The following is a 19,076-nucleotide window of genomic DNA, read 5'->3' as shown; positions in this document are numbered from 1 at the left end:
AACCCGCTCGAAAGCGGGTTTAATTGATCAGTTAATCAAAACTTAATTGATTAATGGATTATTCAAAATCTCATTTTGTGGAATCTCAAATGTTAACTTATCGTCATTGTATTGAAAACTATCACCTGCAAAATACAAGTGATTAGATCCTCTTGTTACAGTTGCTTTGTTTCTTTTCATTGCTAAGTAAGTTTTACCTTCACCCCAGAATTCAATTCTTGTTTGTAAGTAAATCTCTTTTTGCAAAGCAACTCCCGCTAAAGCGTCTAGGTAAGCACCATCAACTCCTCTAATTGTAAGTAAAGTTTTAAGCATTGTTCTAGCATCTTGATCACTACCTAACATTGCTTTAGCTTCAGCATTTAAAAGATACATTTCTTCAATTCTCATGTATACATAATCTGTAGTAACTGTTCTTTGTCCTCCAATAACTCTGGCTGGATCAAAGAATTTAAAAGAAGGTCTACCGATAGAAGTAAATTGACCTTTTCTAATATCAGTATCTTTTATTTGATCTTGAAGTTTTTTATCCATTGTTTTTGGATCTCCAGCCCAAGCATAACTATATGTATAACGGTCAACCTGTCCCCACCACGATACTAAATCTAAATCGTTAGCAACAGTTAAATCAACTCCCCACATCCAACTAGCTGTAGCAACATTATTAAATCCTGAATCACTATTAAGCAATTTACCATCAGCATCTACTTTGCCCACTAGTTGTGATGCTGTAGTCAAAGGAAATTCATTCTTAGCAATAATTTTATTAGTTACTTCCATAACTTTTTGGTAATTACGTTGTGCACCATAAACATAAGCTAGAAGTCCTTGAGCTACAGATTGATTTAAACTACTTTTATTGTCTCTTTTAAAAGTTGCTAGCAATGTTTCTGCTTCAGTTAAATCTTTAATCATTAAAGCATATACATCAGCGGCAGAACTCTTAGGCTGATTTGGAACCTTTGTATCAGTATAGATTGGTAAAATCAACTCATCAGCTATGTATTCTTTTTGATACAGCTGTGTTAAGTAGAAATATGCATAGGCACGTAATGCTTTTGCTTGTCCAATTATGTGCTTAGCTTCATCAGTTTCTGGTGTAGCATCATTTCCACCAAAAGCTTCAATAATTTGATTACTAGAAAGTACAATTCTATAGTAATACCTCCAAGGTTTGTAATTATTAAGGTCAGTAAAATTGGTAGTTGTTTGGTAATTTACAATATTAGTATACCAACCATAGTTCAACCCTGCTAACACCATATCAGATGCAAGCATATCAGTATAGATATCATAACCTTTTTGTCCGAAATCATCATGACTTGTAGTACCACCAGAACCAGCAGTATACATAGTAGTGTAAATACCTGAGAGCAATGCATTCACAGCTTCTGGTTTAATCTCAGCAATCTCTGATAATTGATCAGAAGAGACAAGCTCTGTAGGCTCTGCTACTAAATAATCTTCACTACACGCAGTAAAGACTAATACAGCTGAGAATGTTAAAATTAATTTTATATTTTTTTTCATTTTTCTTTATTTTAAAATTAAAACTTAGCCTTCAATCCTAATGAGATAGTAGACATTGGAGAATAACTATAAGTACTAGAAGCTCCTGATAAAGATGAAGAAGGGTTAAATCCATCTCTTTGAGAGAATAATAATAAGTTATCTCCTGAAACATAAACATCTAGAGAATACATGTTTAATGATTTCAAAAAGTCATCTGGCATAGAGAATCCTACTCTAACGTTATTTAAAGACAAATAATCAGCTTTAGTAATGAATCTAGATGACACACCATTTCCACTTATATCTTCATTATTAGATAAACGAGGAACATTAGTGATGTCACCAGGCTGTTGCCATCTGTTTCTAATATCTTCACTCCAGTTGTTTGATCCAATTAAATCACTGTGCATTAATTGAGCATAAGCACCGTCATAAGAATAACCACCTAAGCTATATAAAAACTGAGTGCTTAAACTAAATGCTTTGTATTTTGTGCTTAAAGTGAAAGCTCCTCTAACTGCAGGAATAGCTGACTTACCAATGAATTTTGTAGCGGCATCAGCATAATTATTAGTAGTAGTTTCCACGATTCCAGAAACATTATTAGGATTTTGCACTCCATAATCATACAATGACTTAATAAATGCTTCTCCTGTATCTTGAGCACCGTTACCATTAGCATCATAGTAATAAGCGTTCCACTGTGGCGCTCCCGTTTGCACGTCAACTCCTGCCCATTCTCTTACATAAAAGTCATACAAAGATTTTCCTGCAGCTCTTCCGTAATTACCGCTTATGTCAATAATTTTTTGTTCTCCTGTAGCAGGATCAATTGGCATTTTCAACAATTCATTTTTAGGCAACTCCCCATTTACAGAGAAATCAATTGAATAGTCATCACCTTTTAAAACGTGTGCAGTAACATCAAATTCTAAACCACGGTTTAATAATTGGCCATCATTCACCTGTATTAATGCATAACCTAAAGATGGACCTACTCTTCTATCAAAAATTAAGTCTTTTGTGTTTTTAGAATAATAATCTACAGCAACATCTAAATATTTACCTAAACCAAATTCAACTCCAGCCTGAAACTGATTTGATTTTTCCCATGTTAAATCTGGATTACCTTTGTAGTAATCTCCAAGAGAAGCTTGATCATTTAAATTATTGATACTGTATGTATCTTTACCAGGATAATATGATAAGTTACCATTTGCATCTTGAACACCTTGCTCTCCTGTGATACCATAACTAGTTTTTACTTTTAAGAAACTAAATAATTTTTGATTCTCCATGAATGATTCGTTAGAGATAATCCACGACGCTCCTACTGAACCAAAAGTTCCCCATTTATTATTAACAAATTTAGAACTACCATCTCTTCTTACTGTTCCAGATAGGAAGTAAGTGTCTTTGTAATCATAGTTAATTTGTCCAAAGTAACTTTCCAATGAACTCTTGTCAACATAAGAATTAGAACTTTGTTGAACAATAGCATTATTTAATTCTAAACCATTAGGATCAAACAGATTCGTTCTATACGCACTTAAATAATTATTAGTCAACTTATTATTTTCGTGAGCAGCTAAAACTTCTAATGAACTTTCTCCGAATCTAGTTTTGTAACGTAATAAATTCAATACATTATAGTTTAAAAACTCTGTTTTAGATTTGAAGATTGAACCACCTTGAGACGCTGAGCTACCATAAAATGCATCTCCTTTATTGTCTCTTGAAGAGTTGTAATATTGTGCTCCAATTCTGTTTTCGAAAGTTAAAGATTTAGCAAATTTAATATCGAATGAAACATTCATATTAAGTTCGTGTCTACCTGTTTTGTCAATTTCTCTTGTAGCATCAGAAATCGCATTTGTTAATCCACCAAAACGTCTACCGTTTTCACCGTAATCATATTTGTTACCACCGTATATTGGATCTTGTATAATTGATCCATCTGTATTTCTTTCAAACAATGGGTAGATAGAAGGCATATTATCTGCAAACCAAAACACACTTCCTGAATCTGAAGACTGTCCGTTATTATTTGATTTAGAGTAAGAGTACCCAAAATTAATTCCACCTTTTAACCAATCTTTCACTTCATGGTTTACACTTAGACGTGTAGATAAACGTTCAAAGTCAGAGTTGATTGAATATCCTTTATCTTTCAAATACCCAAATGAACTAAAATAGTTCGTTTTTCCTTCACCTCCACCTAATGTTAAATTAGTTTCAGATCTAATAGAAGCTTGGAAAGCATAATCTTCCCAATTTTCTGGTGTATATTTTTTAGTAACATCTGCTCTAACGGTGCGCGTAACTGGGTCAATTAGTTCCCCACCATTACTTACATTCCATGAGTTATATTGTTGTCCACCTAAACCATTCTCCAAGAATAAATTTGTATTTGCATATCCAATTGGGTCAGCATTACCATTTATCACACCTTGATTATACAAAGATTCCCAACCTAGTGCAATGTACTCATCTGCAGATTTTATAGTTTTATATCTTGGCAATAACGCAACGTTATTTCCAAGTTTAGTCTCTACTTGAATGTAAGACCCACCAGCTCTACCTTTTTTAGTAGTAATAAGAATTACACCATTTGCACCTCTAGAACCATAAATAGCTGTAGCAGAAGCATCTTTTAACACTGTAGTAGATTCTATATCTGAAAAGTTGATTGAACTTAAGTTTCCTAAGAACGGAACTCCATCAACAACGTATAGAGGATCAGAATTAGCGTTAACTGAACCAATACCACGAATTTTTACTGTAGCGTTTGATCCTGGTTGTCCAGAAGTATTTACAACTCTTACCCCAGCAACCTCACCAGCTAAAGCTTGCGTAATATTAGTAACGTTTTTACGTTCTAATACTTCAGCCTTAATTTGTTTGAAGGTACCTGTAAAAGCTTTATCTGTAGTAGAACTATATCCTACAACAACAACTTCGTCTAAAGACACTCCACTTTCCATCGTCATGTTAATAGAACTTGATGATCCAACCTTAGCCGATGATTCTTTTAGTCCAATAAATGAAAACACTAGTACATCACCAGTATTTGCCTTTATAGAATACTTACCATCAAAGTCAGTTTGCACCCCTTTTATAGTTCCTTTGACAATTACATTAACACCCGGTAGTGGACCTGTATTATCTGTTACAATTCCTGAAATTGTTTTCTCTTGTGCAAAAGAAAACTGAATACTTAACACTGTTAAAAGTGTCAAAATCCATTTGAATTTTAATCTCATATTTTATGAATTTGAATTAGTTGGCACAAACATCATAAATATATCTTAAAAATAAAATTTTAAAATCATAAAATTTATGAATTTCCACCTCTATTTTAACAAATTCGTCGTTTTTAACGTTATTTAAAACTTAAAACGGTCATTACGCAGTAAATATTCAATGTTTTTATTTTAAATAACTTTAATATAACATTAAGATAACACTTTTAAAAATACAATTAGTTGCTGATTGAGTATTCATGTTTTGGAATAAGTAGTTGTATGTCTTTAGGTATATTTATAGCTAGGTTGTACCTGTAAACCCTCACCTATATTCTGAAGAGAAAATTAGCATTACTTAATTTTGGATCTTTTCCATGTCACCACTATTATAACAAGACTACCTTAAAAAAACCTAAGGAATAATTCTAACAAAATAATTAGACATTATTTGCTTTTAAAATTATTAGAGAAATGCAAGACACGATAAGTCTCACTATAATTCCAAGACTACAAAACGCAAAAAGAGGCTGCCTTTATAAGACAGCCTCTTCTTTATTTAAAACTAATTACTCTAATGTACTGAGAACTGTTTAAGCTCTAATTTTAGTATTAAAACCAGTTAATTTTGATCAGCATTTGTGAGAAATGGATTTGCGTCAAGTTCTTGCTGAGGAATTTTCCATATCCAATTATTATTAACAGAAGGTTTTGCTTGCATAAATCCATCACCGTACAATACTAAAGAAGCACCAGATTTGGATTGATCGATACCCTCGTCCCATCTAATTTGATCATGGAAACTGAATCCTTCTCCCCACAACTCAACTCTTCTTTGCCATTTGATATGGTCCATAAGAGCTGTTTTGGTAGTGTAGATACTTGAGTTATATGCCGTGTCTCTTGATTTACCAAAAGCTTGTAAAACTAATTGAGCACCAGCGATATCATTCATCATAGCTTTAGCTTCAGCTTCAATCAAGTACATTTCAGCAGAACGCATGTAGATTACATCATCAGGATCAATAGAACCAGGATTTTTTTGCTTGAACTTAACGTTCATATAAGGATGTGTATTGTGTCCACTTGTCGCTCCATATTTAGCAATAATTGCAGCTTTTGCAGCGTCGAAAGATGCTTTATCACTGTAATTTGGATCCGTTGTAAAACTTCCACCTTGACCATTAGATGCAGCTCCATTTGTATTAGGCGCTTTAGGCAACCATTCTTTATTTCTAAAATCTGTAGCAGGAATTGCGTCATATAATTCTTTGCTAATAAGTTTAGGATTACTTCTATTTTGACTACCATTAAAAGCAAAAGCGACATAGTAAAAGTAAGATGAAAAGAAAGCAGATTCAGCATCAATTACACGTCCTCCCCAGATAACTTCCGGCAAATCATAAGTATTGAATCCTGAGTCCCACTGAGTTTCATTTAACAATGGAAAACCAGTTCTAGCAAGTGCTGCATTAGCAGCCGCCACAGACCAATTTCCTCTTGACAACGCGATACGTGCTTTAATACCGTAAGCTGCATTTATTGAAATGTTAGATTTATTATCAGGGCTACTTGCATTTTTAAGATAAGCTATTGACTGGTCAATGTCTTTTTCCATTTGAGTATAAACTTCTTGCACTGTTCCTCTTGCAGCCCCCACATAAGGAGTACCAGCAGTAAGCAATAATGGAACTCCCGGATCTGTTGCAGGATTTCCTACAAGATATCCTTTAGAAAAAGTAGTAACTAATCTTAAATAAGACCAAGCACGGTAAGCATAAGCTTGTCCTAAAACATTATTAAGTTGCGGAGTTACAGGAAAACTAGACTCATCAACTTTACTTATTATAGCATTTGAACTCTGTATAAAGTGATATCTTTGGAACCAAAAATTAAAGTTGGTCCCAGAGGTTGGTAGCGTATGACTGTTCCATTTTAGATCAGCAGTCATCCATCCATTCCCAGGAGACGAATGAATTATATTTCCACCAACTGCATCTAAAGCAGGTATAAAATGACTTTCACCTGATCTACTGCTTGTAGCACCAGTCAAAGTAGACTGAGCATACATTTGTCTGTGCAACCCATTTAACACAAGAGCCATGTTTTCTGGAGTAGACAATGCTGCATCTTCTGCTATAGAATCGGTCGGCACCGTATCAAGATATGTATCCGTACAACTTACAATCGTCAACATTGACAATGCAAGTAGTAATTTATATTTTTTCTGTATCATTTGTTTATTTTTTATTTAATAATTCTACTTTAAAAAGTTGCATTAACACCAAAAGATATTACTCTATTTGGATTATAATCAGTACCATCTGGCGTACCAGCAAGATTATACTGTGGATCCAAACCAGTTCTCTTAGCTGCTATGAACATGTTCTCTCCTGAAACGAAAAATTTCAGCTTATCCATTCCAATTTTATCAGACACCGCTTTAGTCAAACTATATGAAAATGTTACGTTTCTAAGAGCTATGTAATCTGAATCTGTAAGCCATCTAGAAGATAAAGTAGGAGATAAATTTGTATTACCATTTTGCAATCTAGGAACATCTGTTATATCCCCTGGATTTTTCCAAGCATTAAGAGCATCAGGATGCAAAGCAGCTCCATAATCTCCTTCATGCATTAAATTTGCATATCCATAATCTAAAGTTTTACCACCTAATTGATAAGTAAATAAGAAACTAAGATCCATATTTTTAAATTTGAAGCTATTAGAAATAGAACCAATTAAATCAGGTAGAGAACTTTCTCCTACATAACCTTTTCCTGCTGTGTTCCAACTGTTTGAAGTTTTTTGTGTTCCATCCTCGTTTAATACAGGTACACCTACAACACCGTCAATTTCCTCATACATATTATATAAAGCATCCCCATTAGTTGGGTCAACTCCTGCAAAATCATAAAGAAAATAATCAAACCTAGAACGTCCCACTTCCCAACGTTTAGAACCAGTAACAAACGGGCTAGGAAGATTCGTAACTTCGTTTTTAAGTGTAGAAGCTTGTAAACCTAAGTCCCAAGAAAAATCTTTAGCTCTTATTACACCTAAGTTTAGACCAAGTTCAAAACCTTGATTGTACATGTCTCCAATATTATTAGGCGCTTCAATTTGACCTTCTGATGCAGGAATAGGCACATTGTACAATAAATCAGAAGTTTGTTTTTTGTAAAATTCAAATGATCCAGATACGCGATTGTTAAATAATCCGAATTCTAATGCAACATCCCAACTAGTAGATTTTTCCCACTTAAGATCTGCATTACCAGTTGTATTCCAGTAAAGGCCAGGAGCACCAGCATTAGGATAGATACCATATAACGGCTGAGAAATATAGTAATTTCTTGAACCATTACTTAATAGATTATCATTTCCTACTTCTCCGTAAGACCCTCTTAATTTTAAATCATTTACAAATGAAACATCTTTAAGGAAATCCTCTTTGTTAATTCTCCAAGATCCACCTACAGAATAAAATGTACCCCATTTATTATTTGTAAATACAGATGAACCATCCCTTCTAACACTTCCACTCAAATAATACTTATTACTCAAATCGTAGTTAAGTCTTGCAAAAAAACCTTCTAGTCTATAATCAGTGCTACTACCACTTGCTGCTGAGATTACAGAAAAGTTATCTAACTCATAAATTCCAGTAACTGTTTGATTCGTTTTAAATGCTCTATTGTTATTGAATTTTCTATTAAAACTTTCATGTCCTAATATCACATCAAAATTATGATTAGCTATAGATTTTTTATAAGAAAAAACTTGACTGAAATTTTCTACGTTTCTTGTGAAACGACTGTCATCTAATCTACCATTAGATCCAGCACCATCTCCTACAAAAGCATTTTCATAACTTTTAGTAACACCTGATTGAGTATCTTGACCGTATACAAGAGCTAAACCTAAACCTTCAACAATCGTTAAATCGGCATTAAACCTGTAACCAATATTATTTCTTTTAGTTGAATTTACATTTAAGATAGCCTCTTCAATAGCATTACGCCCCACATTTGTTGGTCTAGATTGAATTCCAAGATCAGATATACTTTCCCCTCTGTCCCATCTTACATTACCGGCTTCGTCATAAATATATTGACCTGTTACAGGATCTAATAAGTAAGGTGAATAAATCGACCCCATATCTTTGGCAAAAGAAAATACATTTGCAACGCTAGCTCCTCTGGAAGCTGGACCACTACTTACCTCATCTGTAAAACTTAAATTACCACCTAAAGACAACCATTCTTTTGGTTTAAAAGTACCACTCAATCGACCTGTCGTTCTTTTGTAATCACTTTCAATTACATATCCTTTTTCCTCTAAATCCGAAACAGATAAAAATACCGTGTGATTATCACCACCGCCAGAAACATTGATCGAATGATTTTGTCTCGTACCTGTTCTTTCTAATGCATCGTACCAGTTTAGGTCTTTAGCAATTACTTTCGCATTTGGATTTAATACACCATTTGCATCTACTATTTGATCATTAGGAACATTAAAAGGATTTCTCCCCAAACGATTGAAGATATTTGCAGCAGCAGTAGCTCCTGCATTAGCACCAGTTAAAGTATTTTTATATGCTTGAAACATCAACTCATAATACTGCCCAGGATTAACTGCATCATACTCATCAATACCTTTAGTTATAACACCAAATTGACTAGTAGCATTTACAGTAATACCACGACCTTTTTTACCCTTTTTAGTTGTAATAATTACAACTCCATTTGCTGCACGCGAACCGTAAAGAGAAGTTGAAGCTGCATCTTTAAGTACCGTCAATGAAGCGATATCATCTTGATTGATAGTGTTTAAACCTCCTTGAAAATCTACTCCATCTAAAATGATTAATGGATCTGAACTACCATTCAATGTACCTACACCTCTAATTACTATACCTGGTGAAGATCCTGGCTGACCTGAAGCAGAAGTAAACTGAACTCCTGTCACATTACCTTCAATGGCTGCTATAGGAGACGTTAAAGCTCTCAACTCAAGCTTCTCAGCACTTACCACACTAGCAGCACCTGTGAAGGCTTCTTTAGTAGTTGTTCCATAAGCAACAACTATAACCTCATCAAGGTCCTGAGATGAAGATGTCATCTTTACATTAATTGAATTTGAAGCTCCTATTGTAACAGAAGAATCATTCATGCCTAAATAAGAAAATACTAAAGTCTCACCCGACTTTGCTTTAATTGCATACTTACCGTCAAAATCTGTTTGAGCAGATCTTTTGGTCCCTTTGATGATCACATTGACTCCGGGAATTGGACCCGTAGCGTCCGAAACCACCCCTGAAATAGTTTTCTCCTGAGCGAACGAAAACTGTACAGACATTGCTAATAATAGCATGAAAATCCATTTAAATTTTAGTTTCATTTTTTTGTATTTTGAATTAGTTGTTACAAACATCTTAAAATTATCTTAAAAACGAAACAAAAAATTCATAAAATTCAGCTATTTGATGCGAATTTTTAGCGCTTTTTGCAAAATAGTCGCCATTATCCTTCAAAACATTGTCATATGTTGTGAAAATTCGTACTTTTGCAATAAATTAATTTTAATTTTAACTTAAATTAACAATGCTACAAAACAGCTTTTCTGAGTATAATTTAGAGGCCGGCGCTGACGAGGCTGGTAGAGGCTGTTTAGCGGGTCCAGTAACTGCCGCGGCAGTAATTTTGCCAACAAGATTTGTTAGTAATATCTTAACAGATAGCAAAAAACTTTCAGAGAAAGCTCGGGACCTATTAAGACCCATTGTTGAGGAAAATGCAGTCGCATTCTCAGTGACACATCTTGAGCCAAATGAAATTGACGAAATCAATATTTTAAACGCGTCTATAAAAGGAATGCAGGAATGTGTCTTGAAATTAAAACCAGCTCCTCAATATGTAATCATTGATGGTAATAGTGCGTTCATCCAAAAGAAGTGGAGAGAAAATAAAAATGGTAAAATTTTTACTACTAGAGAAAAAGAAACACTTACTGCAATTCCTAATCTTGCTATAGTAAAAGGTGATTCAAAATATTTGAATATTGCAGCTGCCTCAATTTTAGCAAAAACATATCGCGATGAATACATGAATCGCATTCACGAGGAATACCCTATGTACAATTGGAAAAAAAACAAAGGCTACCCCACTAAAGAACATCGGGCAGCAATTGCAAAATACGGTGTCACTAAGTACCACCGCTTGTCATTTAAGTTATTACCTGATCAATTAAAATTAGATCTAGAACAATAAATACAAAACCCCTAAAAGTAATTTACTTTTAGGGGTTTTGTATTATCAAGAGTTTTATAACTACAAACTGTAATTTAAATTAACGCTCCATCTGTAATTGGCCTCTATTTTACCATTTGATAAATGTTGATTAATTGGCAACATGGCATTTACGCCAAGCGAGAATCTATCTTTCCCTAATTCGAAACCAAATTTACTAAACAATATGTCTCCCGCAGTGTTCAATACATTTTCGCCGTATTGCTTATTGGTTTCATAAACCTCCCCCGCGATTCCAACCTGCGGTACAAACTGAAGAGAATTGAAATCCAAAAGATAAAATAAAGTGGATCCATAGTTCAATTGATTCCCGAATTGGTACTTTTTATCATTTTCGGTTTTAATAGTATAATTAAGCATCGTATTTAAACCAAGGCTTTTTCTTTTAATAACATATTCGGTTAATAGTAAGTAGTCCCAACTTCCGGTTCCTAATTGAAAACTTTGATTTACCGTTCCTGCATTGTTCGCTTCCTTGAATTGTCCTGTAGGCAGCTTCACTCCCCCACCTAATTGCACATCATGCACAAAAACTGCACTGTCTTTCTGAGTTTTGAAAACAGAATAAGTAGCCATCACTGTAATATCCCCCAGACCATTTATATTTTCGCTTCCCGTACTTAGCTCGCGATTATGAAAATGATACGGAATTAATGCAGTTACTTGAATCTTATCTGTCACTGGAATTTTTGCCCATACTTGCGTAGTATTGAAATTTTCATCAACCCATGGTGAGTTGTTAAATATGCCGTCTTTACTTGAATAACTTTGATAAAAGTATCTCACTCCCACAAAATTTGAATTTAGCATCGAACTAAAACCCATACTTCCTCCACTTGCCGAACACCCACAAGCATCGCAATCGAAATCTAAGGCTGCTTCAAACTGCAACTTCTGAAAAGTAAAGCTTGAAATACTATCTTTAATAGGCGCCGCAATTGAAAATTGAATGGAACAAAAGCTGACTAAAAATATAATTATTGTATTTTTCATTGTTTTAATATTCTGAGAATCGTTTATCGGTGAGATATTGATTATCGGTTAGTGTTTTTAAGAAGGCGATTAACTGCAGTTTCTCTTTAGCAGAAATTGCAATTCCAATCTTTCCGTCTTTTTGTAAAATGGGATCTAATGTCAGTGAGGCATTGACTCCTGATGAATAGTGATCTAAAACGGCTTCTAAGGTTCCAAATCTTCCATCGTGCATATAAGGCGCTGATTTTTCTACATTGCGTAAACTTGGCACTTTAAACTTGTAGTAATCTTGAACTTGTTCAGTTACGCGATAGCGACCCACATCATTTATTAAGGGGTTAATCGCCAAACCGTTATTCCTGAAAGAATCATCTGTTTGCAAATCGGTCGCGTGACATGAGGCACACTTTGTTTGAAATAAGGCATAACCCGCGCTTTCATCTATTGTCAATTCTCCACCAGCTTCATTGCGCCTATAGTGATCAAATTTAGAGTTTGACGAGGTCAACATTACCATAAATTGCGAAAGTGCTTTGAGCATATTCTCGATAGAAACAGCTCCATCAGTAAACGAAGCTTTAAATAAGTTTTGATATTCTTTATCTGCTTTCATCATGGCAAGAATAGCAGTCAAATCACCATTCATTTCGATTTCGCTTGTCAATGGAATTATGGGTTGCAAGTCTAAATGGTTAGCAGCACCATCATACATAAATATAGACTGATAAGCTAGATTTTGAATCGAAGGAGCGTTTCTCGTTCCTAATGCATTATCAACACCATGGCTTACTGTATGTCCGTGATGCGTGAACGCGTCGGCTTGAATGTGGCAAAACCCACAAGAGACTAAACCGTCTGATGCCAACCGCCCATCGTAAAACAATTTTTTCCCAAGTTCGAATCCTTTCTCTGTGGGTGGATTTGCAGCTATATCGTACTGTAGATTAGGGAAGTTTGAAGGAACAGCAAAATCCAAAGGCAAGTTTACATACTCTTCTCCCTCATTAGAACAACTTAGTAATAGCGGAATTAAAAGCCAAAGAAAATAGTTGATTTTCATGGTTGTAAATTTTAAAAGAACCACAAGAGGTGTCGTCTAGCCCCGGTTGCAGCGGCATCCTTTTTTTAATTTCAAAAAAAGATACAGCGGAAGACGGGACTAATGTGCTTGATAAACCAACTCTTGTGCTCCTAAAAATGAAATTAATCGTTATGTACGTGGTCTACAGTAAACATTGTAGCAATATTTGCTGTGATCAACGATAGATTAGCTCCTGCCATGATGTTTGCTCCGGTTCCGTTAGGATTGTTATCAGATAGTTTGATAACGTTTGTACTGTTTAAAATTTTAGATAAGTCGGCTTTAATGTGAACCTGAGGCGTAATCGTCTCTCTCACTAATGCTTTGCTATTTAAATCAAGCGAAACGGTAGTGTAATTATAATCTGTTCCCGTTTGACCAGTGTGTACTTTAAATGGGACTGCAGTTGTGTATTGGGCTGAAGTAAAGGTCCCTTCAAGAGCTAAGAATTTATATCCTGCTGACCATCCCCACATCATTCCAGCCGCATCTGCTGTGGCTAGAAAATCACCTTGACCAGTAGCTCCTGCTTCGTATTGTGCTTTATCTACTCCTATCCCAAAAGTTACTTTTGTATAATTTGCCGCAGGAATGTCTTTTAGATTCAGTACATGGGTAGCTGCGTCTGATTCATCTACAATAAAATAGCTACTGCTTTTTGGGTAGGTGAAAATTGAACCATCTTCGGCAGTTAAAACTATGTTACTAACAATGTATTTTATCGAACTTATCTTAAGGACTTCGCTGCTAGCAGTAGTATTTGCTTGCGTGTCTAATATTAAATCGTTTCCTGAGAATGAATTATCAAATTCTAACCCTAAATTTCCTGTTCCTACAATAACCTCATCGTCATTTGAACATGCTGTAAATGTTGCGCTCAAAGCTAAAACAGCTACGGCTTTGTATACTAAATTTTTCATCTTTTAAGTTTAATTTTCTTTCTATAATATTTTAAAACAGGTCACATCACTACTGATCCTTTAGGCTTTCGCCAAAGAACATAGTAATACAACAATTTGCTCGTATGTAATTATGAAAGGAAAATTGGGGGATGAAAAATAGTGTAACCATCTAAATGAGAATATAGATTAGTGTACGCAATAGTTTCGTTATTTGAAGCTTTAAAATCAAACCCAATAAAATGATAAGAGGCAACTTCGGCGACAAGGATATCTACTAATTGATTTGAGTTTTGTTTTTTATTAGAAGTAAGTGGTTTATCGTCGTCAGCTGCTTTTGCAAGCTCCTTCATTAAATGACACTTTCCGTTACAATGCATTTCAGGTTTGGCTTTATTGATACAAAGTACTTCGGTGATGTAGTCGTAATTAATAGCATAGTCTATAACCGGAAAGATTGGCTTTAGAAACAAGACTAATAGAATGATGACTGCAATTTTTTTCACAGTGCAAATATAATATTCAAAATGAAATTACGCAGTATAAAAATGATGCTATTATTAAAATTTTGTTAAGCATTAAACCTTTGAGATACAAAGCTGTCTTATACTTATAACTTTAAAACAAAGAAAATGAAAAAATTATTTATAGCTGCATTATTAGCGGTTAGTATAGCAAACTTTGCTCAGGACAAAAAGGACATGCCAAAAAGAGAGAAAATGGAAAAATTCACTCCAGCGCAGCAAAATGAATTGATGTTGAAAAAAATGACATTAGAGTTAGATTTAACGTCAAAACAACAAGATCAAATGAAAAGCATCATCGCAGAAAAAACAGCCAAAAAAGAAGCCATGATGAAAGAGCGTGAAATGAAAAAAGACGCTAAAACAAAACCTACTCGTGACGAACGTTTTGCAATGAAATCTAAAATGCTTGACGAGCAAATTGCAATGAAAAATAAAATGAAATCAATTTTAAATGCAGAGCAGTTTACAAAATGGGAAACTATGAAAGCCAAACATCACAAACGTGGCGGTAAAAGAATGCATAAAAAAGGAACTGAAGTTGCCTCTCACAAAATGGATGACAAAAGAAAAACTCAGAAATAAAAAAAAACTTCCGGTGAAAGCCGGAAGTTTTTTCGTTTAAAAGGTTTTACTCACTTTATCAATTGCGTTAATTGTAAAGTCTAAATCCTCATATGTCAACGCATCTGTTATAAACCAAGTCTCATAAGCAGAAGGCGCAATATAAATTCCCTCTTGTAACAAACCGTGGAAGAATTTCTTAAAAGTTTCGTTATCTCCCTTTGCAGCTGACTTAAAATCTACTACAGCAGCTTCATCAAAATGAACAGAGATCATCGAACCTATTCTATTTATGGTATGCACCACATTGTTCGCTTTTAATACTTTTTCGATACCTGCATGCAAGTAGGCTGTTTTTGCTTCTAGTCTTTCAAAAATCGCTTTGTCATTATGTAATGTTTGCAACATTGCTAAACCTGCCGCCATCGCCAATGGATTTCCAGACAAAGTACCTGCTTGATAAATCGGCCCTAGAGGTGCTAGATAATTCATGATTTCGTTACGCGCTGCAAATGCACCTACGGGTAAACCACCACCAATTACTTTTCCAAAACAAACGATATCTGCTTTAACACTAAATAACTCTTGAACACCACCTGCCGCTAGTCTAAATCCAGTCATCACCTCATCAAAGATCAATTGGATGCCGTTTTCTGTACAAAGCGCACGCAAACCTTCAAGAAAACCTTTTACTGGAGGAATGCATCCCATATTTCCTGCAACTGGTTCTACAATAATGGCAGCGATCTCGCCTTGGTTTGCAGCTATTATGCTTTTTACATTTTCTAAATCATTGTAAGTAGCCAGCAACGTATCTTTTGCTGTTCCTTCTGTAACTCCTGGGCTGTTAGGCGAACCAAAAGTTACCGCACCACTTCCTGCTTGAATTAAAAACGAGTCAGAGTGACCGTGGTAACATCCTGCAAATTTTATAATCTTATCTCTCTTTGTAAAACCACGAGCTAGACGCACCGCACTCATACAAGCTTCTGTACCTGAATTTACAAAACGTATTTTATCAATATTTGGAACCATCTCCACAGCAAGAGCTGCAATTTGAGTCTCTAGTTCTGTTGGCATACCAAAAGAGGTTCCCAACTTTGCTTTTTCGATTACCGCCTGAACGACTGGTTCAAAGGCATGTCCTAAAATCATAGGTCCCCATGAATTGATATAGTCAATCAAGCGATTGCCATCTGCATCATACAAATAGGCACCGCTAGCACGTTCTACAAAAATAGGCGTTCCTCCCACTGCTTTAAAAGCTCTTACAGGCGAATTTACACCTCCAGGAATTACTTTTTCTGCTTCAGCAAATAGCTGACTACTTCTTTTATATAACATTGTAATTATTGTTTTTTTAATAATTTCTTTTTTCGAATTGTATTAATTCACAATCAGTCTCTGACCTATCGAAATGATATTTTCAGAAAGATTATTTTTGAGCTTTAAATCAGCAAGTAATAGATTGTATTTTTTTGAGATCGAATATAAGGTATCTCCTTTTTGAACTTCGTGATAGGTATTGTTTGGGTTGTATACAATAGCAGTACTTACTGTTCTAATAATCGAATTATTGTCTAACGGGATGTATTTATTCCCTAGAACCATCGCATCGTATTGCCCTAAATCGTAGCGCTCAATATACGAGATTAGCTTATCTGGATAACGGGGATCTGTAGCATAACCTGCTTTTCTTAAGCCTTTGGCCCAAGCCTTATAATCGTCTTTATCTAAGGTAAACAATCCTGAATACCTGCTTCTACCGGTTAAAAATGTCGCATGATCCTTGAACGATTCTTCTGCAGCAGTGTATTTTCTAAAGCATTCTTGACTGGCATCATCATCGTGTTTCACACTATCGCCAGTCCATCCTGCATGACATTTAATTCCAAAATGATTGTTTGCAGTTTGTGCCAAGTCGCCTCTCCCTGCACCCGACTCTAAGATTCCTTGTGCTAAAATAATACTGGCCGGAATGCCGTATGCTTTCATATTACTCATCGCAATATTTCTAAAACGCAGGATGTAATCTCCTATCACATCGTTAGACACTATAGTTCTTGAAGTAGACTCAATAACCTCAGTACTCGTATTTGATCGTGTTGTTGTATTACTTTTGGCACTTACAACGGGCTTATAAACCTTGGTGCTTTTACTTTTAACCGTTGCTTTCTTAGTAGTTGAAACTGTAGATTTAGACGTCTTTATGGGCGTTTTTGTCGCATTGCAACTTACAAGAGTAATCACTACTAAAACAAGTAATATTTTTTTAAACATAGCCATTTATTAAAGGTAATTGCTTTTTTTTCAATAAGGTATTCATACCGCGGATTCCTTGTAATCCTCCTGTATGAATCAACAAAATTTTTGACTGCGGTGGAAAATAATTGTTCGTAATCAAGTCGATAACGCCAAAAAACATTTTTCCAGTATAAATTGGGTCTAAAAGAACGCTAGTATCTTCAAAAAACTGATTTATAAAGACAATTAATTCTGCCGTAACTTTCCCATAACCACCAAAATGATAATCAGTTAGTAGTTCCCAATTTTTATTTTCGACAAAAATACGAATTTCATCTTGTAAAAAGTCTCCTTTTAAAGCAGGAAACCCTAAAACTTTTTGATGTGGCAAGGAGCTGTTAATAATTCCAGAAATTGTCCCCGCTGTTCCCACCGCACAACAAACATAATCAAACGCGGCATCATCTGGAGTTAAAATCTCCTCGCAGCCTTTTATTGCTAGCGCATTTGTACCACCTTCCGGAATGATAAAACAGTCATCAAAGCGATTTTGTAATTGCTCTAAGTAGACTTCTTCGTTTTTACTGCGGTACACTTCTCTAGAAACAAATTCGAATTGCATGCCGCATTCTTGGGCAAATTTTAATGTGGGATTTTCTAAAATTTTATCTGCTAATTCATCTCCTCTTATCACCCCAATGCTTCTCATACCCGCTTCTTTAGCAGCATATGCGACAGCGGCAATATGATTAGAATACGCACCACCAAAGGTAAGTAACCCACTCTTATTCTGATTTTTAGCTTCGAGTAAATTGTACTTTAATTTCCTAAATTTATTCCCTGACACAAAGGGGTGCAGCAAATCCTCCCTTTTAACAGTGAGTGTGATCGAATGCGGTAAATTTAAAGTGAGATGCTGATTCAAGTTTTTTTTCAAAGGTAAAAACTTATGTATAAAAACCCGGCCATTTGTAGAGGATAATATAGATGTTGCCTAGTTCTTTTTTTCGAAAAGAAAGTAGCAAGAAACCTCCTGAACCAAGACAAACTCAGTCTAGAAAATGAATTTAGCAAAGGAAAACAACTTTCGATTAGTAAGATACTGCAAGTTTTTTTCATTCGAATAGGCTTCTCTTTCAAAGCTGATGTTGCGATAGGCGGTATTGAAATTTTTATATTCGAATAAACGAAAGACAAACTCCAAACCATAAAGTATAAAAAAAGGCAGTATTAGCAGCTCTAGTTGCTGCCTTAAATGAATGCGCTCGTGATTTATCAAAACTACATTTTCACGATCTTCTTTGTACCTGATAAATACAAACGGAAAAATGGTAAGTCCGCGATACCCTCTAGGAATAAGAAATTTTGTAACTATTAATAACATCTTCAGAAATATAATTGTGACTAAAAGTAGTAAAAATTATGTGGGAATCTAAAAAGACAATCGTTTTAAAAATCCTAAATTTGCAGTAGTGAAATGATTTTTATCGAAAGCCAGGTTCACGATTACCACAAAATTAAATAAGAGATTAAAAATGCTTGAATCAGAAAGTCCAAATAAATTAGTTGAAGGAGAAGATTTCTATTACACTCCCGAAGGATACAAATGCTTTACTGAGAAGCACCATTTAAAAAGAGGGTACTGCTGTAAAAGCGGCTGTCGCCACTGCCCGTATGGATTTGATAAAAAAACAGGAACCATCAAAAAGTAAATTTCAAGT

Annotated in this window: 15 protein-coding genes; 3 read left to right on the top strand and 12 right to left on the bottom strand. The window is 34.9% G+C overall.

Annotated elements, in window-relative coordinates; all coding sequences use genetic code 11:
* Window positions 1-42: 42 nt before the first annotated feature.
* The 4 genes from H603_RS0110505 to H603_RS0110490 form a co-directional block, all read right to left on the bottom strand.
* Window positions 43-1,530, bottom strand: a complete 1,488-nt coding sequence (locus H603_RS0110505) for a RagB/SusD family nutrient uptake outer membrane protein (protein WP_026708562.1) — start codon at window positions 1,528-1,530, stop codon at window positions 43-45.
* Between the two features lie 17 nt (window positions 1,531-1,547).
* Entirely contained in the window at window positions 1,548-4,775 is a 3,228-nt protein-coding gene (locus H603_RS0110500; RefSeq protein ID WP_026708561.1) for a SusC/RagA family TonB-linked outer membrane protein, read from the bottom strand.
* A gap of 601 nt (window positions 4,776-5,376) precedes the next feature.
* On the bottom strand, window positions 5,377-6,990 hold the full coding sequence (locus tag H603_RS0110495) for a RagB/SusD family nutrient uptake outer membrane protein (RefSeq protein ID WP_026708560.1): 1,614 nt from the start codon (window positions 6,988-6,990) through the stop codon (window positions 5,377-5,379).
* Between the two features lie 29 nt (window positions 6,991-7,019).
* Window positions 7,020-10,160, bottom strand: a complete 3,141-nt coding sequence (locus H603_RS0110490; RefSeq protein ID WP_026708559.1) for a SusC/RagA family TonB-linked outer membrane protein — start codon at window positions 10,158-10,160, stop codon at window positions 7,020-7,022.
* Window positions 10,161-10,363: 203 nt separating this feature from the next.
* Between H603_RS0110490 and H603_RS0110485 the strand changes: the two genes are divergently transcribed.
* Window positions 10,364-11,029, top strand: a complete 666-nt coding sequence (locus H603_RS0110485; RefSeq protein ID WP_026708558.1) for a ribonuclease HII — start codon at window positions 10,364-10,366, stop codon at window positions 11,027-11,029.
* Window positions 11,030-11,089: 60 nt separating this feature from the next.
* On the opposite strand, the gene H603_RS0110480 is transcribed toward H603_RS0110485, so the two are convergent.
* The 4 genes from H603_RS0110480 to H603_RS0110465 form a co-directional block, all read right to left on the bottom strand.
* Window positions 11,090-12,061 (bottom strand): transporter family protein, encoded by a 972-nt coding sequence (locus H603_RS0110480; RefSeq protein ID WP_026708557.1) that lies wholly within the window; start codon window positions 12,059-12,061, stop codon window positions 11,090-11,092.
* 4 nt (window positions 12,062-12,065) lie between these two features.
* Window positions 12,066-13,103 carry a cytochrome-c peroxidase gene (locus tag H603_RS0110475; protein WP_026708556.1) on the bottom strand — a complete coding sequence of 346 codons (1,038 nt, stop codon included), beginning with the start codon at window positions 13,101-13,103 and terminating at the stop codon, window positions 12,066-12,068.
* A 143-nt stretch (window positions 13,104-13,246) separates the two neighbouring features.
* Entirely contained in the window at window positions 13,247-14,044 is a 798-nt protein-coding gene (locus H603_RS0110470; RefSeq protein ID WP_026708555.1) for an MbnP family protein, read from the bottom strand.
* A gap of 110 nt (window positions 14,045-14,154) precedes the next feature.
* Entirely contained in the window at window positions 14,155-14,529 is a 375-nt protein-coding gene (locus H603_RS0110465; protein WP_026708554.1) for a hypothetical protein, read from the bottom strand.
* Window positions 14,530-14,655: 126 nt separating this feature from the next.
* Between H603_RS0110465 and H603_RS16710 the strand changes: the two genes are divergently transcribed.
* Window positions 14,656-15,132 (top strand): hypothetical protein, encoded by a 477-nt coding sequence (locus tag H603_RS16710; RefSeq protein WP_084157739.1) that lies wholly within the window; start codon window positions 14,656-14,658, stop codon window positions 15,130-15,132.
* Window positions 15,133-15,168: 36 nt separating this feature from the next.
* On the opposite strand, the gene hemL is transcribed toward H603_RS16710, so the two are convergent.
* The 4 genes from hemL to H603_RS0110440 all read right to left on the bottom strand — a co-directional run bounded on the left by hemL (window position 15,169) and on the right by H603_RS0110440 (window position 18,739).
* Window positions 15,169-16,455: a glutamate-1-semialdehyde 2,1-aminomutase gene (gene hemL, locus H603_RS0110455; protein WP_026708553.1), complete on the bottom strand. Its 1,287-nt coding sequence runs from the start codon at window positions 16,453-16,455 to the stop codon at window positions 15,169-15,171.
* A gap of 42 nt (window positions 16,456-16,497) precedes the next feature.
* Window positions 16,498-17,391 carry a glucosaminidase domain-containing protein gene (locus H603_RS0110450; RefSeq protein ID WP_026708552.1) on the bottom strand — a complete coding sequence of 298 codons (894 nt, stop codon included), beginning with the start codon at window positions 17,389-17,391 and terminating at the stop codon, window positions 16,498-16,500.
* On the bottom strand, window positions 17,384-18,280 hold the full coding sequence (locus H603_RS0110445; protein ID WP_026708551.1) for a 1-aminocyclopropane-1-carboxylate deaminase/D-cysteine desulfhydrase: 897 nt from the start codon (window positions 18,278-18,280) through the stop codon (window positions 17,384-17,386). The genes H603_RS0110450 and H603_RS0110445 overlap by 8 nt, the downstream gene beginning before the upstream one ends.
* 129 nt (window positions 18,281-18,409) lie before the next feature.
* Complete coding sequence (locus H603_RS0110440) at window positions 18,410-18,739, bottom strand: hypothetical protein (RefSeq protein WP_026708550.1); 330 nt, start codon at window positions 18,737-18,739, stop codon at window positions 18,410-18,412.
* A gap of 151 nt (window positions 18,740-18,890) precedes the next feature.
* On the opposite strand from H603_RS0110440, the gene H603_RS17545 reads away from it, so the two are divergent.
* Window positions 18,891-19,067: a DUF5522 domain-containing protein gene (locus H603_RS17545; protein ID WP_169628294.1), complete on the top strand. Its 177-nt coding sequence runs from the start codon at window positions 18,891-18,893 to the stop codon at window positions 19,065-19,067.
* Window positions 19,068-19,076 lie beyond the last annotated feature (9 nt).

The sequence above is a fragment of the Flavobacterium frigidarium DSM 17623 genome, from assembly GCF_000425505.1.
Taxonomy (GTDB): Bacteria; Bacteroidota; Bacteroidia; order Flavobacteriales; family Flavobacteriaceae; genus Flavobacterium; species Flavobacterium frigidarium.
This window is presented reverse-complemented; position numbering and strand designations above follow the sequence as displayed.